This window comes from Rouxiella aceris, from assembly GCF_012933545.1.
GTDB classification, from domain to species: Bacteria; Pseudomonadota; Gammaproteobacteria; order Enterobacterales; family Enterobacteriaceae; genus Rouxiella; species Rouxiella aceris.
Genome location: NZ_JAADJU010000001.1, coordinates 185,326 through 201,569, shown reverse-complemented (window position 1 = coordinate 201,569; position 16,244 = coordinate 185,326). Strand labels below are relative to the sequence as shown.

General features: G+C 50.9%; 14 protein-coding genes and 1 tRNA gene. 10 read left to right on the top strand and 5 right to left on the bottom strand.

The annotated features are described in order from the left end of the window. Positions 1–12 precede the first annotated feature (12 nt). From GW590_RS00880 to GW590_RS00840, 9 genes are all read left to right on the top strand, one after another. Positions 13–1,782, top strand: a complete 1,770-nt coding sequence (locus tag GW590_RS00880; protein ID WP_169401145.1) for a GMC family oxidoreductase — start codon at positions 13–15, stop codon at positions 1,780–1,782. A gap of 3 nt (positions 1,783–1,785) precedes the next feature. After that, positions 1,786–3,114 carry a cytochrome c gene (locus tag GW590_RS00875; RefSeq protein ID WP_169401144.1) on the top strand — a complete coding sequence of 443 codons (1,329 nt, stop codon included), beginning with the start codon at positions 1,786–1,788 and terminating at the stop codon, positions 3,112–3,114. Positions 3,115–3,167: 53 nt separating this feature from the next. Beyond that, positions 3,168–3,362: a VOC family protein gene (locus tag GW590_RS24150; RefSeq protein WP_211186576.1), complete on the top strand. Its 195-nt coding sequence runs from the start codon at positions 3,168–3,170 to the stop codon at positions 3,360–3,362. Between the two features lie 675 nt (positions 3,363–4,037). After that, complete coding sequence (xerD, locus tag GW590_RS00865) at positions 4,038–4,919, top strand: site-specific tyrosine recombinase XerD (RefSeq protein WP_169401631.1); 882 nt, start codon at positions 4,038–4,040, stop codon at positions 4,917–4,919. Between the two features lie 25 nt (positions 4,920–4,944). Further along, complete coding sequence (dsbC, locus tag GW590_RS00860) at positions 4,945–5,676, top strand: bifunctional protein-disulfide isomerase/oxidoreductase DsbC (RefSeq protein WP_169401630.1); 732 nt, start codon at positions 4,945–4,947, stop codon at positions 5,674–5,676. Between the two features lie 127 nt (positions 5,677–5,803). Beyond that, the gene (recJ, locus tag GW590_RS00855) at positions 5,804–7,537 is read left to right on the top strand and encodes a single-stranded-DNA-specific exonuclease RecJ (RefSeq protein WP_169401143.1); all 1,734 of its coding nucleotides are present in this window, start codon (positions 5,804–5,806) and stop codon (positions 7,535–7,537) included. A gap of 204 nt (positions 7,538–7,741) precedes the next feature. Then, a protein-coding gene (prfB, locus tag GW590_RS00850; RefSeq protein ID WP_169401142.1) for a peptide chain release factor 2 occupies positions 7,742–8,840 on the top strand; the annotation gives its coding sequence in 2 pieces (ribosomal slippage) (positions 7,742–7,816 and positions 7,818–8,840; 1,098 coding nt in all). A gap of 9 nt (positions 8,841–8,849) precedes the next feature. Beyond that, complete coding sequence (lysS, locus tag GW590_RS00845) at positions 8,850–10,382, top strand: lysine--tRNA ligase (protein WP_169401141.1); 1,533 nt, start codon at positions 8,850–8,852, stop codon at positions 10,380–10,382. A 386-nt stretch (positions 10,383–10,768) separates the two neighbouring features. Further along, a tRNA-Gly gene (locus GW590_RS00840) sits at positions 10,769–10,842 on the top strand. 439 nt (positions 10,843–11,281) lie between these two features. On the opposite strand, the gene GW590_RS00835 is transcribed toward GW590_RS00840, so the two are convergent. Further along, positions 11,282–11,926 carry a DNA-binding protein gene (locus tag GW590_RS00835; RefSeq protein ID WP_169401140.1) on the bottom strand — a complete coding sequence of 215 codons (645 nt, stop codon included), beginning with the start codon at positions 11,924–11,926 and terminating at the stop codon, positions 11,282–11,284. Between the two features lie 242 nt (positions 11,927–12,168). Here GW590_RS00835 and GW590_RS00830 point away from each other — a divergent pair, with 242 nt between their 5' ends. Then, positions 12,169–12,570 (top strand): nuclear transport factor 2 family protein, encoded by a 402-nt coding sequence (locus tag GW590_RS00830; protein WP_328803034.1) that lies wholly within the window; start codon positions 12,169–12,171, stop codon positions 12,568–12,570. A gap of 219 nt (positions 12,571–12,789) precedes the next feature. Here GW590_RS00830 and GW590_RS00825 read toward each other — a convergent pair whose 3' ends face one another. The 4 genes from GW590_RS00825 to GW590_RS00810 form a co-directional block, all read right to left on the bottom strand. Next, positions 12,790–13,671 (bottom strand): hypothetical protein, encoded by an 882-nt coding sequence (locus tag GW590_RS00825; protein WP_169401138.1) that lies wholly within the window; start codon positions 13,669–13,671, stop codon positions 12,790–12,792. Between the two features lie 532 nt (positions 13,672–14,203). Continuing rightward, positions 14,204–14,914: a YnfC family lipoprotein gene (locus GW590_RS00820; RefSeq protein WP_169401137.1), complete on the bottom strand. Its 711-nt coding sequence runs from the start codon at positions 14,912–14,914 to the stop codon at positions 14,204–14,206. A 127-nt stretch (positions 14,915–15,041) separates the two neighbouring features. Next, a complete protein-coding gene (locus GW590_RS00815; protein WP_235955825.1) occupies positions 15,042–15,536 on the bottom strand; it encodes a surface-adhesin E family protein in 495 nt (164 codons plus the stop codon). Then, positions 15,533–16,156, bottom strand: coding sequence for a hypothetical protein (locus tag GW590_RS00810; RefSeq protein WP_169401136.1), 624 nt, complete (start codon positions 16,154–16,156; stop codon positions 15,533–15,535). The genes GW590_RS00815 and GW590_RS00810 overlap by 4 nt, the downstream gene beginning before the upstream one ends. Positions 16,157–16,244: the final 88 nt, after the last annotated feature.

The following is a 16,244-nucleotide window of genomic DNA, read 5'->3' as shown; positions in this document are numbered from 1 at the left end:
CGGAGCAACAAGATGTCAGAAATAAGAAATAAAACCGACGTGGTGATCGTCGGATTAGGCTGGGCGGGTTCCGTCATGGCAGAAGAACTGACCCGCGCCGGACTGAACGTTGTTGCCATTGAACGCGGTGCATGGCGCGATACGTCCACGGATTTCCCGGTGGCAGTCGATCCGGATGAATTGCGCTGGCACACCCGTCGTCAGATCCTGCAGCCGATGAGTGTGGAAACCACCACTTTCCGTAACAACAGTAGTCAGGACGCCGCACCGGTGCGTAACTGGTCTGCCTTTCAGTATGGCTGGAATGTCGGCGGGGCCGGTACGCACTGGGCCGGAATGTCATGGCGCTTCCTGCCATGGGATTTCCAGGCAGCGAGCCAGACGCGTGAACGCTACGGCGCAGAGAAGCTCAAAGGCTTACAGGTGCAAGACTGGGGCATTACTTACGACGAAATGCAGCCGTATTACGATCGTTTTGAGCGCATCGCGGGTACTTCCGGTATCGCCGGAAACCTAAACGGTCAGCCGCAGAAAGGCGGCAATATTTTCGAAGGACCGCGTTCGCGCGATTACCCGACGCCGCCGTTAAAAGACACGCACTGGATGCGTAAATACCGCGAGACCACGGAAAAAATGGGCTATCACCCGTTCACTATCCCGGCCGGTAATATCTCGCAGGCGTACGTCAATCCGCTTGGCGTCACCATGGGGCCTTGCACCTATTGTGGTTTCTGTGATTTCCACGGTTGTGGCAACTTCTCCAAATCTTCGCCGCAGGCCTGTATTTTGCCCGCACTGATGCGGCGCCCGAACTTTTCCGTTCTGACCGATACCGAAGTTTTACAGGTGGTCAAACACGACGATGGCAAGACCGCTAAAGGCGTACGTTTCATCACCAAAGAAGGCGTTGAAGGTTTCCAGCCTGCGGACGTGGTGTGCATCACCGCTTACCAGATGGATAACGTGCGCATGATGCTGCTCTCGAAAATCGGTGAACCATACGACCCGAAAACAGGCCACGGCACGGTCGGACGCAACTATAGCTATCAGACCTGCGCGACCGTCACGGGCTTCTTTGACGGCGAACGGATGAACCCGTTTATCGGCGGCGGCGCGCTGGCGGTGCAGATTGACGACTTCAACGGCGATAACTTTGATCACAGCAATCTCGATTTCATCGGCGGTGCCGGGATCATGGGATTCTCCACCGATGGCCGTCCTATCCAGCATATGGATGCGTTGCGTCCGGGCACGAAACGCTGGGGCAGTGAGTGGAAAGCCGGATACGCGCGCGATTACCAGACCGCAGCCACCATTTTCTGTCAGGGCACCTCAATGCCGGTACGTGAAGCCTATCTCGATCTGGATCCGGTTTATAAAGACCGTCACGGACAACCGTTGTTACGCCTCACCTTCGACTGGAATAAAAACGACGTCAACATGTCGAGATATATCATTGATCATGCTAAAAAAATCATGCTGGAAACCGGGGGTAAATATGTCACTTCCGAAAACCAGACCGATAAAAGCTGGAACCCGTATCAGCAGGACAGCTCGCACACTATCGGTGGCGCAGTGATGGGCGCGGATCCGACCACGTCAGCGTTGAATACCTATCTGCAAAGCTGGGATGTGCATAACGTCTTTGTGGTCGGCGCTTCCGCCTTCCCTAACAATGGCGGTTACAACCCGACGATCACCGTTGGCGCATTGGCAATTCGTGCCGCTCAGGCGATCCACCAGACTTACATCAAAAATCCGGCTCCTCTGGTGAAGGCATAAATCATGAGTACAAAAAAGAAAATTGCTTACAGCGTGGCGGCGCTGGCCGTTGTCGCTGGGATCGTCGCCTTTGGTCATCTGTGGGAAGTCATGGACAGCTCACGATCTCAGGTCGCGGATGACACGACCCGGCTGGCGGATTTCCACAGCACCGACAGCGCAGCGATTAAACGCGGCGAATACGCCATGCGTCTCGGTGACTGCGCGGCCTGCCATGAATCGAGCTTTGCGGGCGGGTACAAAATCAGTACGCCTTTCGGCGAGTTGCAGACGTCGAACATTACGCCAGATCGCGAAACCGGTATCGGTAACATGACTGAGCGCGACTTCTTCAACGCTGTTCGTCAGGGGCGCGGCGACCACGGCTTCCTCTATCCGGCAATGCCTTACACTGCCTATGCGAAGATGAGCGATGCCGATATGCACGATCTCTGGGCGTACATGTCCACGATGAAACCGGTGAAACATAAGGTGGATGAAAACGGCGGCATGTCGTTCCCTTATAACATCCGTTTTGCCATGCTCGGCTGGAATTTCCTGTTCTTCGATAACAGCGGTTTCACACCAGACACGGCCAAAAACGCCGCAAACGCCAATATGGACATGATTAACCGAGGCAAATACATCGTCGATGGCCCGGCGCACTGCAGCGTCTGCCATACCGCACGTAACGTGCTGGGTGGTGAAGTCAGCGGCGGTTATTTACAGGGCGGTAGCCTCGGTGCGTGGTATGCGCCGGATATCTCGCAGGATCCACATACCGGCATAGGTGACTGGAGCAGCGACGACATTGCGCAATACCTGAAAACCGGCTCCGACGGAAAAAGTGTTGCGGCAGGTCCGATGGCTGAAGCGGTCGAGCATTCCACGCAGTACTTCAGCGACAGAGATGCACAGGCCGTCGCGGCGTATCTCAAAATGCTGCCGTCCTCCAGCAAACCGGCACCGCAGGCATTTACCATGGACGCCGCCAGCAAAGAACATGGCGCGCTGACGTATGAAGTGAACTGCTCGGCCTGTCACGGCGTGAAAGGCGAAGGCATCACCGGCATGGTGCCTGCTTTTGCGGGTAACAACGCCATGCAAAACGATCCGACCAACATGATCAACGCCATGCTGAATGGTGCCCGCGCGCCGCATACCGAAGAACGCCAGACTGCGGCCGGAATGCCGTCATTTGCGTGGAAAATGAATGACCGGCAGATAGCTGAAATCCTCACTTATGTGCGTAATAGCTGGGGAAATCAGGGAAGTGAGGTGACGGCAGATCAGGTCAGCCATATGCGAAAACTGACCGGCGCGGCGGATAAACTCAGTACAACGTCGAAGTAATGAACATATCAGGGGCGGCGTGATGCTTGCTCCTGATTAATCAGGAGAACATCATGATTATCAGAGGAATTGAACATATTGGTGTGACCGTCTCAAGCCTGACGGAAGCAGAACAATTTTTCATTGATACGCTGGATGCCACCGTGTTGTACCGCATCGTGCCCCCGGCAAAGCAGATTCGATTAATCCCCAAGTCGCTGCCGGGTCTGTTTTCCTGGACCATATCAGACTTACCTACTCCCAGTTGATTAACAAACCGTGGTGTTGGCCATATCCGCTCCTGGCACAGAGCGGACATTAACGCCAAACTTTAGGGCTGCTAAAGTGAAGTACAAATCCTTCCAGTCGCACTATCGGTAATATCAGCGCCTTGTCATAAATTCTCTTCGAGGTATAAGGCTCTAAATAGTCAGCGCTATAATTTATAGCATGTAACGATATCATCAAACTCTGAGCCGGATTTTGGCTGTGAATTCGGACGATCAAGCTGTCTTGCCTAAAAAATAAGGTTAAGCCAGGCGTGGCGCGGTCTGCGGGTGATGGGCTGGCATTTTTTAAAACTGAAATTTGTGTATGTTGAAATTACTTGCGCGTTCGCACTTGTACAAAATAACTGTTTGTAACTGGGTAGACATTGCGTGGCATGTAAGAACTTCCCCTTCAATTTCTTTGTGCGGGCTACTCTTCGACTTTATAAATACTTTTTTAAACCCCCATGAAATAGACCAATCTTCACGCTTATTGCCGTAACCTGATATACCCGCCGTACATAAAGCTGCCGCTACAATGACCCGGCCAGAAGCCAATGAATGTACCAGGATTGTACCCGCTTAAGGCATAATGCCAGGGGGTTGCCGTTACCGATAGTCAAAGCCTGTAGACAGGCTAAAGGAGTCAATGTGCCTAAACCAGACGATGGACAGATGTTGGTGGAACAGTTTCTTGATGCCATGTGGCTGGAAAGAAACCTCGCCGAAAATACGCTGGCTTCTTATCGTATGGACCTGAAATCTTTGCTGGCGTGGCTTGACCATCACCAGACAGATCTTATGCGGGTACAGGCCATTGACCTGCAATCCTTTCTGGCGGAACGGGTAGAAGGGGGTTACAAGGCCACCAGTTCTGCCCGCCTGCTTAGCGCCATGCGCCGGTTGTTTCAGTATATGAACCGTGAATCGCTGCGTGAAGACGATCCTACCGCTTTACTTTCATCACCCAAATTACCCCAGCGTCTGCCGAAAGACCTTAGCGAGGCGCAGGTGGAGTCGCTGTTGGCGGCACCCAGCACCGACATTCCTCTCGAGTTACGCGATAAAGCGATGCTTGAGCTGTTGTATGCCACCGGCCTGCGTGTTTCCGAGCTGGTGGGGCTGACGTTAAGCGATATAAGCCTGCGGCAGGGAGTGGTGCGGGTAATTGGTAAAGGTGATAAAGAGCGCCTGGTACCGCTGGGCGAAGAAGCGGTTTACTGGCTGGAGAACTATCTCGAGCACGGTCGGCCCTGGCTGCTTAACGGTCAGTCGCTGGATATTGTTTTTCCCAGCAATCGCAGTCAGCAGATGACGCGCCAGACGTTCTGGCATCGCATTAAACATTATGCGATCCTTGCCGGCATTGATGCCAACAGGCTGTCGCCACACGTTTTACGCCACGCTTTTGCCACCCATCTGCTGAACCATGGCGCAGATCTACGTGTCGTACAGATGCTTTTAGGTCACAGCGATCTGTCCACTACCCAAATTTATACGCATGTAGCAACGGAGCGATTAAAGCAGCTACATCAACAACATCACCCTCGTGCCTGAACCGAGGGTAACAAAGGAAGTCATGATGAAGAAAAACATAGTCGCCATTGCCCTGATGACGTTCGGCCTGTCTAACCTGGCCCATGCCGATGATGCCGCGCTGCGTAGCACGCTCAAAAAAATCGGCCTGAGTAACCCGGAAATACAGGCTGCGCCAATCGCCGGTTTAAAGTCGGTGCTTACGCCGCACGGTGTGCTGTATGTCAGTGACGATGGCAAATATGTGTTGCAGGGCCCAATGTTCGATGTCAGCGGCGACAAGCCGGTCAACCTCAGCAATCAGCCCTTGCTGGCGAAACTCAATGCCCTGCAAAATGAGATGATTATTTACAAAGCGGCGAAAGAGAAGCATGTGGTGACGGTGTTTACCGATATCACCTGCGGCTACTGCCATAAACTGCATCAGCAGATCAAAGAGTATAACGACCTCGGTATTACCGTGCGTTATCTGGCTTTCCCGCGCGCCGGGCTGGACTCGCAGCCAGAAAAAGACATGCAGTCTATCTGGTGCAGCGCCGATCGTAAAAAAGCGCTGGATGCGGCAATGCGCGGTGATGATATTGCTGCGGTAAAATCCCCGGCCATGTGTAAAACCGATATTGCCGCGCATTTTATGCTGGGACAACAGTTTGGCGTAACCGGCACACCGGCGGTGGTGCTCGAAGACGGGACGCTGGTTTCCGGCTATCAGCCGCCGAAGGATATGGCCGCCATGCTTGATGCCCAACTGCCTGCCAGCGGTGCGGCCAAACCTTAAAATAGACTTCGACGGTCCGCCAAAAAACGGGCCGTCTCGCAACCCGCTAGTTTTCAGGATACGCCAGGGCGACCGGCTTCGGCATTCTGCACACCAGCGGGTAAAAACTAACGGGTGGTTGAAATTCGTGACATTTAAGACCCAGCTTCGTCGCCGCGAAGTGGACGAAGGCGCCGCGTTACCTGCGGAACTCTCCCCTTTGCTTCGCCGTCTTTACGCCATGCGTGGCGTGAAACAGAGTGAGGAACTTGAGCGCAGCGTGCGTGGTCTGCTCGACTACAAACAGCTTGATGGTATGGAGCAGGCGGTGGCGCTGCTACAAACCGCGCTGGCCGAACGCCTGCAAATTATGGTAGTGGGGGACTTTGATGCCGATGGCGCCACCAGTACCGCGTTGGCCATTTTGTCGCTGCGCAGTATGGGTTGTGACAGCGTCAAATATCTGGTGCCCAACCGCTTTGAAGACGGCTATGGCCTAAGTCCGGAAGTGGTTCAGCAAGCTGCGGCGCGCGGCGCACAGCTGATCCTCACCGTTGATAACGGCATTTCGTCCCATGCCGGTGTCGATCTGGCTCATCAGTTGGGGATCCAGGTGCTGGTTACCGATCACCATCTGCCCGGTGAAACCCTGCCCGCCGCCGATGCCATTATCAATCCCAATCTGCGCGGTTGTACCTTTGCCTCTAAATCTTTGGCGGGCGTCGGTGTAGCCTTTTATCTGATGCTGGCGCTGCGCGGGCAACTGCGTGACAGCGGCTGGTTTGAGCAGCGCGGACTGGCGATCCCCAACCTGGCCGAATGGCTGGATCTGGTGGCGCTGGGCACCGTTGCCGATGTGGTACCCTTGGATGCCAATAACCGCATTCTGGTCTATCAGGGACTTAACCGCATTCGCGCCGGTAAATGCCGCCCTGGCGTGCGCGCCTTGCTGGAAGTGGCGGCGCGCGATGCCCGCCAACTGACCGCCAGCGATCTCGGTTTTGCCCTGGGGCCACGGCTTAACGCCGCCGGGCGTCTTGATGATATGTCCATTGGTGTAGCGCTATTGCTGACTGAGGATATGGCGCAGGCGCGCGCGCTGGCCAGCGATCTCGATGCGCTAAACCTCACTCGCCGCGAAATAGAGCAGGGTATGCAGGTAGAAGCGCTGGCGCTGTGCGAAAAACTGGAGACCAGCAGCGAAGCGCTGCCGTTTGGGTTGGCGATGTATCATCCCGAATGGCATCAGGGCGTAGTAGGCATCCTGGCCTCACGGCTAAAAGAGCGTTTTAACCGCCCGGTGATCGCCTTTGCTCCAGCGGGCGAGGGGATCCTGAAAGGATCTGGCCGCTCCATTAATGGTTTGCATCTGCGTGACGCCCTTGAGCGTCTCGATACGCTCAATCCGGGGCTGATGCTCAAGTTTGGCGGACACGCCATGGCTGCCGGACTGACGCTGGAAGCCGACAAGTTTGACCAATTCCGCGACTGCTTTGCCGAGCTGGTGGGCGAATGGCTGGATCCGGCCTATCTGGAGGGCATTGTCTGGTCGGACGGCGAGCTTTCTGCTCAACAAATGACGCTGGAAACCGCCGAGCTGCTGCGCGACGGCGGCCCCTGGGGACAGGCATTTCCCGAGCCGGTTTTTGATGGCACTTTCCGCATTCTGCAACAGAAGCTATTAAAAGATCGTCATTTAAAAGTGATGATCGAGCCGATGGGCGGTGGTCCCCTGCTCGATGGTATTGCCTTTAATATCGATCCCACGCTGTGGCCGGACAGCAGTGTGCGCGAGGTGCAGTTGGCCTATAAACTTGATATTAACGAGTATCGCGGTAACCGCAATGTGCAACTGATGATCCAGCATTTATGGCCGCGCTAACTCACCACGGGGACCAGCAACCCGGCCGGGGTCAGTAGATTTACGCGCTGCGTGGCATAACCCTGCCGCGCGGCGTCACTCAGGCAGCGCCACCCCACGCTATTTTGCGGCAAGAAGGGTATAAACCGACCGCTAATTCCGTTAGAATCAGCGGTTCGAATGGCGCTGTGCCAGATCCGACTCAACGTAAGACGCGAAAAAACCATGTTTGAAATTAATCCGGTAAAAAACCGAATTCTGGACCTGACCGAAAGGGCTGCGGTTCTTAGGGGGTATCTTTGACTATGATGCCAAGAAAGAACGTCTAGAAGAAGTCAACGCCGAGCTGGAACAGCCCGACGTATGGAATGAACCTGAACGCGCTCAGGCGCTGGGTAAAGAGCGCTCCGCGCTGGAAGCCATCGTCGATACCATCGACCAGTTGGCCCAGGGCCGTGAAGATGTTACCGGTCTGCTGGAACTGGCGATCGAAGCCGACGACGAAGAAACCTTCAACGAAGCCGTGGCCGAGCTGGATACGCTGATGGGTAAGCTGGATCAGCTTGAATTCCGTCGCATGTTCTCCGGCGAATATGACAGCGCCAACTGCTATCTGGATATTCAGGCAGGCTCCGGCGGCACCGAGGCGCAGGACTGGGCCAGCATGTTGCTGCGTATGTATCTGCGCTGGGCAGAATCCAAAGGCTTTGCCACCGAAATAATCGAAGAGTCCGATGGCGATGTGGCGGGGACCAAATCCGCAACCATCAAAATCAGCGGCGACTACGCTTTTGGCTGGCTGCGTACCGAAACCGGCGTGCATCGCCTGGTGCGTAAAAGCCCGTTTGACTCCGGCGGCCGTCGTCACACCTCGTTCAGTTCCGTCTTTGTTTATCCGGAAGTGGATGACGATATTGATATCGAGATCAACCCTGCGGACCTGCGTATCGACGTTTACCGCGCCTCCGGTGCCGGTGGTCAGCACGTAAACAAAACCGAATCTGCGGTACGTATTACCCACCTGCCAACCAACATTGTGGTGCAGTGTCAGAACGACCGTTCACAGCATAAGAACAAAGATCAGGCCATGAAGCAGCTACGAGCCAAGCTTTATGAGTATGAGATGCAAAAGAAAAATGCTGATAAACAACAGTTGGAAGACAGTAAATCCGATATCGGTTGGGGTAGCCAGATCCGTTCTTACGTGCTGGACGACTCGCGTATCAAAGATTTACGCACAGGTGTTGAAACCAGAAATACTCAGGCCGTATTAGATGGCGACCTGGATAAATTCATCGAAGCAAGTTTGAAAGCCGGGTTATAAGGAACCGAAATGTCTGAGCAACAACCAACTGGGCAGCAGCCACAGGGCGCAGAAAACGCACAAGAACTAAACAACGAGCTGAAATCGCGCCGTGAAAAGCTGGCCCTTTTGCGTGAAAAAGGCATCGCTTTCCCGAACGATTTTCGTCGTGATAGCATTTCAGATGCGCTGCACGCGGAATATGGCGACAAAGAAAACGAAGAGCTGGAAGCGTTAAACATCGAAGTGACCGTTGCTGGTCGTATGATGACCCGCCGTATTATGGGTAAAGCATCCTTTGTGACTTTGCAGGATGTGGGTGGCCGCATTCAGCTGTACGTTTCCCGTGACGACCTGCCAGAAGGCCAGTACAACGAAGAGTTTAAAAAGTGGGATCTGGGGGATATTCTCGGCGCTCGCGGTAAACTGTTTAAAACCAAGACCGGCGAACTCTCTGTCCACTGTACTGAACTGCGCCTGCTGACCAAAGCACTGCGTCCGTTGCCCGACAAGTTCCACGGCCTGGCCGATCAGGAAACCCGTTATCGCCAGCGTTACCTGGACCTGATCGCCAATGACGAATCTCGTCATACCTTTAAAATTCGTTCACAGATCATGGCGGGTATCCGCAGCTTTATGGTCGATCAGGGTTTTATGGAAGTTGAAACCCCGATGATGCAAGTGATCCCTGGCGGCGCTTCTGCCCGTCCGTTTATCACTCACCATAATGCGCTGGATATCGATATGTATCTGCGTATCGCACCGGAACTGTATTTGAAACGCCTGGTGGTTGGCGGCTTTGAACGCGTGTTCGAGATCAACCGCAACTTCCGTAACGAAGGTGTTTCCCCGCGTCATAACCCAGAGTTCACCATGATGGAACTCTATATGGCGTATGCGGATTACCGCGATCTGATCGTGCTGACCGAATCCCTGTTCCGCACCCTGACCGAAACTGTTCTCGGCAGCAGCGTTGTGCAGTACGGCGACCAGACCTTTGACTTTGGCAAACCGTTTGCCAAGTTGACGATGATCGAAGCGATCTGCAAATACCGTCCGGAAACCAATGTCGCCGATCTGGCCGATATGGCAAAAGCGACCGCTATTGCCGAATCTCTGGGTATCAAGATTGAGAAGAGCTGGGGCCTGGGCCGCGTAGTCTGCGAAATCTTTGAAGAAACCGCAGAAAGCCAGCTGATCCAGCCAACCTTTATTACCGAATACCCGGCAGAAGTTTCTCCGCTGGCGCGCCGCAATGACGAAAATCCGGAAGTAACCGATCGCTTCGAATTCTTTATCGGCGGACGTGAAATTGGTAACGGCTTCTCCGAGTTGAACGACGCAGAAGATCAGGCGCAGCGTTTTGCCGATCAGGTTGCCGCCAAAGATGCCGGTGATGACGAAGCCATGTTCTACGACGAAGACTACGTTACCGCGCTGGAACACGGTCTGCCACCAACCGCCGGTCTCGGCATTGGTATCGACCGTATGGTGATGCTGTTTACCAACAGCCACACCATCCGCGACGTTATTCTGTTCCCGGCCATGCGCCCACAGAAATAACCGACGACACTCCCTCCTCGCAATCCGGGGAGGGAGTTTTTTTACCCCGATTCGCTCCCTTATCCTCTCTTCCTGTGTTCCGCTACCGCTATGTGTTTATTACGGGCAACGCCTCTCCAGTTTTTCTGCCTGCATTTTGTCGTTTAAGCGCAAAATAAAGTGGGTGTTAAAAAACGCATCACTACAAAGTGATAGTTATCAGGAAAGAGCGCCAAGGTGACATAAATAGCCATTTGATGTCACCGGCGGGTAACGGCGGTAAATAAAATAGCACCCGACTGTTACTGCACGCAGCGGCAATAGCTAACTGCCTAAAAATTAAACGCTTGTTGTTATGCAGTCCTTGCTCAACGGTGATAACTCGCTATAATGCAACTCACACCTCAGCGGGTGTAGTTCAATGGTAGAACGAGAGCTTCCCAAGCTCTATACGAGGGTTCGATTCCCTTCACCCGCTCCAAAAGTACTTCCCAGACCTTCCGTAGTCATCCACAAAAAACAATAAATTCAATAAGTAATACTGACTTTTTGCCCTCATATGTCCAACATTGCTGCGGGCAATATAGCTGAAATTTATGGCGCAAAGAATTAACACCGACGGCATACAGGGCCAGCTCGGCTACATTGAGCCCGAACTCAAACTCTCTTCACTAAAAATACAATATCCAGTGAAGTTATCATTTCTAATTCTCCTGATAAGGATCTGTATGGTCCTCCTTTCGGTAAAACCCTCGGCGTTGTTTCAGATTTTCAAACCTATCAATACTGATGTTCCCTATGGGGTGGCACAAAGGAACGATCTCAGGTGAAGAGATGTTCAAAGAGTTGCTTGGATTCGAAATTACGCCAGAACCAATGTAAACCCAAGAGGGGCGGGCTGGCCCCTCTTTTTAAACCAGTTAACTGGCTACATGATTTCCAAACTGTTTAGCAGCACGGATGGCCAGACTAAGTTCACTCTTTTTAGCACCGTCCTGCATGATTTGAATCGGCGTCTTTTGCAGGCCTTCGCTATTAACCTCTATCGGTGATTTCAGCACACTCAACCACAACATTGGATGGGTATCCTCTTCGAATGCCGCCATCACGTCTTCAAAGCCGGGAATTAGCCCATTATCAGTGAGTTGAAATTTCGGGAAAATAAAATCACCGTTCTGCTTGAATGCTAAAAGCTTATTCTTCTTAACGCGAATGTTGATCGCCTGGCGGGTGATGCCAAGGATATCGGCCACGTCGTTCACCTTTAGCGTACCGCCCAACTCCTGAAGCTCACGATAAAATCTTTCCAGACTTTCGCGACGACGGCGCACTTTACGCAGTTCATAGTCATTGACGCGAGTCTTCTGTTCGAGTTGAACGGTGTAGAGCAATTGCATCAGCGAACCGTCATCCAGCGTGATAGCATTCATAGCCTGGTTTTTGTCTTCAAATTCAGGCATCAGGGAAATAGCGAGGTTGTTAATCCTCTTCAGAAGGATCAACTGGGACTCATTCAGCTTAGCTGATGTATTGATTTCTCTTTCTGCTGTGGTGTGTTTAGTCATTATGCACCTCCATTTGACGATTATAAAAATTCCATTTTCTAGGAATGGTCAAATTCAGGGTGTTTTTCAAACAATAGATGGCCGAGCAAGGCGTAAGGCTTTGACCTGCTCCCGGTCGATTCATACACCGTGATGTCAGCATGCACACAATTATGGATGTTCGCTCTTCGCGGCCCTTTGGTATTCCTGTGCCAAAAGCGGAGGTTACCTCTCGGGGGCATTAAAGATTAGCCTTGGCTGTTATGATAAATTCATTCAACTGTCAGGGTTCAATTAGGGTGAGAAAAATGCTCTTGGAAAAATTGAAAGCACTTGAATGCAGTCTTCACGGTGCCCGGCGGAATGATCGGAAATGGCTTGAACAGATATTGCATCCCGAATTTCGGGAAATTACACGGTCAGGTGTAATAGTTGACCGCGCGGAGACGATAGCCTCTCTGGCTGGCGAATTAAGTCCAACGATCATTCTTAGCAGTGATTTCCGGCTGCTCAGCATGGGAGAGTACTGCGCTATTCTGCACTACAAGACGTTTAATTCGGACGGCAGCCGAGCATCCCTACGTTCTTCTTGCTGGGTGTATTCTGACAGGGGGCAATGGGAGCTGGCTTTCCATCAGGGAACACCAGAGGCGGGTGCGGTATAAGTTTGGCAATGACACGCTAAAAAAAGCACCAGCCCGTGGGTATCTCCTATTGGCATGAAAAGCCAATGTCAGCTTCACGCTCTCAGCAGACCATCAGTTCTGTTAGCTTGTCCGCTCCGTGCCAAGCTGTACCGGGGGGCAGCTCAGAATCGGGATGAGATAAGGGATCCAGTTTCAGTTCCAATACCATTTTGGCTGCCCATATGACAGGTGAAATGGTCAGTTCCAGTATTCGTATTTCGCCGTCATCACGGCATTATGTTTGTCCACATATTGTTTATCTGTCCGATCGGCTGGGACGATCAATATATCCATATTGGCGCGTGTGCATTCTCCATGCGAGTTCCACTCCTCGCACGTGGTCAGGTTTTTTTCGATGGTGAAAAACATCTGGGTCTTGCTCAGGGACAGCTCACGGCCCTCATTATCATAGGCATACTCTTCTATGGTTGAGGGGGACTGGGTTTTGATCAGGCGATCATTGCCATCATAGCTGTATACAATCGTATTGTTATCTATCGCCAAACTTCCTTTGTTTACCGCTCTTGCCAGCAACCCTGACGAATTGAAAATGTAGTCTATTGTGCCAACTGTGGTTTTGTCTTTATCTCCTGCTTTTGTGGCCGCGATAATCGAACGATTAACCGCGTGGCTGATAACTCCTTTATTGTTAAGCCAGTACATTCCCTCTAGAGTCTGCCGATATAGCTGTGTGGTCTTCTGACTGTTGTTATCGGCTATGATCCCGTTTGCATCCAACTGGATGCGCCAGCCAAATTCCGTTCTGTTCAGTTTAATTTCATTGGTAGCCGTAAAACCATTTTTCGGACCTGTTGAGGTTTTGACCTCTTTTATACTGCGGCCAATTAGCTCACCGCATTGACTGAAGTTGCTTTGAACCGATGCGCGGAGATACCCATCAGGGCTATCAATAGTGATTTCAACCGATTTGGGGATTTCTGTTCTTGTCTGCTGGCTCAGGAGGATGAAGTTGTTTAGTTTGTTTTTATCGTAGGTTTCCTCAGAGCATTGTGCTGCATAAGTCTGGAATGTGCAGAGGGATAAGAGAGTAATGAACAGGTTTTTATTATTGAATGGCACTATTTGTTGTCCTCAGGAACAGATCAATTATCTGAACGAGCCATTTAGCTTGCCAGGAAAAGGGCTTTTTCTATGGCTCGGTTGAACTCAGGGATCGCTTCATCTGCATGTAGTGACACAGTTAACTGTGCCTTTGGGCCCAACAATCAGCACTTATCCCTAACCCGGATGAAACAATGCGCGATTACAGTCCTGCTTGAGACAACCACCTCGTTTAAGGCTCTCACTATTACATGCAGCTGCGCCTATTGAAGAAAAGTTAATAAAAAACTTAACGGTATTCCTTCTTTTTGTGCACGTTGCAATTGTCTGGAGAGCCAGGCTTGGTTACGTTGGCGAAGTTTTTGCTTCATTGGCTGCTTGTCTGGTTTGACTCACTTCTCAATCAATGGCTTCACTGTAATCTGCCGACATGCTTTGTACAAGAAGGTACGCTCCTCGCTCACTACGGATCTTGTCGAGCATGAATTTCTTCTGTGTGCCAGCGGCCGACATTGATAATATTGTGTTGGCTCAGCCATTTTTAATAAATTCAGAAATATTCCGTTTCGTGATTAGAAATCCAGATGGGGAGTGAGCCGTGATAGTTGTCATTAGTGGAGGTTATCAGCGAGCATTTATCTGCATTACCATCAGCTGTGTAAGCACAGCTCTCCTTCACCCGACTAGTTAACTCCTCTCTTTTTGATACTATCTCTAAGTCAAGAAATTGCGCGCTTCCAGATGGGTAAAAAATGCGCTCATCTTCTTTGTTTTTGTAGTTTATTATGCGTACAGGGAATTGACGATTGTCATATTCATATCGCTCTACAACTTCGCCCGAGTCTCTGTCCACGATTGTTTCAAGTAAACCACGAACATTATAACTGAGCATATATTTACCCTTTTCATTCTCAAGCTCGGTTATTTCGCAGCGTTCATTTATTTTCCCATTAATATGCTGACCTTTGAAAGAAGTCAGTACACCATCTTTATTTACCAAATGGAACTCTCGGTCGAGGGCCTTATCAACCATGTTAATATCAGTAAAGCATCCGTTGCGATCATACCTAACTTCTGTCATGACCTTAAGTGTACCGTAAACATCTCGGATCCACTGGAGGCTATGTTTTACGTTCCCGGTAGTTGCATCATGATCGAATAAAAGAGCAGCATTTAAGACCGCCGGTTTGAATTGAGTAAATGCAGCGGCATTAGATGACATTACAAAAAATAACAGACTTAAGAGCAAACTTGCTTTCATTAGTCATTCCTTTATTAATCTGAATGCTCATCTAAGATGATGAGGAACTCAATTTATCAAATTCGTTGTGGACATCAAAACAGGCCATCTGCTTCACAGTGAACTGTCAGGTTCGAGTTAATACTAATTAATCCAGTAGCGGCTTGCGGTTCTCTTTCGCCGGCTCTGGTTTGAGTTTTTCAACTGGGATACTGCACATTCTTTCAGCCATTATCCCAATAAGAGAATCTTTCGGGAAGGTTTCCCATTGTCCCACATCCAGCTGAGTTTGTATGAGATCTCCTTCCGCGAACGGTTTGGAAAACCGTGTACGCCCCATAACGGCACGCTGGTTTTTTTCGCAGTTAATCACATAGATTGCCCGGGAACTGGCAATGTAGACTGGTGGATTTTTTATAATTAGTGTCTGCTCAGCATAGTTATTGATGAAATAAAACCGGCGCAGGTGGCTGTTACCCTGGTAAGTTGAAATCACCCTTAAATCGACATATGAAGTCACTTCTTTATTTTCGAGAATTTTTATTAAACCAGCCTGTGCTTTGGCAGGCGTATGCGGCACTGATTTACTGGTCCCTGTACAGCCTGCTAGCATAAATAATGCCAGCCATGTCAGTTTTTTCATTTCGCTACCCCGTCGGTTAAATCAGGCCGTAAGGTCGCGAGCATGTCAGGTTTTACATTTCCCTGAACTGAACAGAGCAATAATGTCCCTTCTTTGCCTTTGCTGAGCATTAACAGCTTTTCGGTGCTATCTTTTGCCGGAGCAATCCCCGACACCGCTTGCGCATTTTTTTCCCAGGCACTGTTTGGATCTGCTTTAATCATCGCCTGCGAGATGTAATCATCTCCGGCCTTGTTCCAGGTTAAATGATCAAGCTTGGACATGACCTCTTCAGGTGATTCTTTGAAAATCAGCCCCCAGTAATAGTACTTACCATAATTGATTTCATTAAGGTTGCTAGTTTGCAGAAAATATCCCGATAGCGTCAGATTTAATTCATGGAGAGGTTGGGCAAACCAGACGGTGCCATTACCGTCAACCGGCGCTGTGAACCAGGCGTGAAATCGCTGGTCAACCGTTAAAGGTGCTACGTGGCTGAGTGTGGTTCGCTGATGATAAATCTCACTGAAAAATGTTGTGTCGCAATGTGTCAGGCTTTGCGTCAACGTATTGGCGTAAACAGGTAATGTTACCCCTGTCATTCCCAATATGAGACCAATGGTACAGATAATGTTACGCATGTAATATCCTTATAATAAAAAAAAGCGCTATTCTTATCGGCGCGCTGCGATGAAACTTTACGCTTTATATTATCAGGCACGTTAAAAA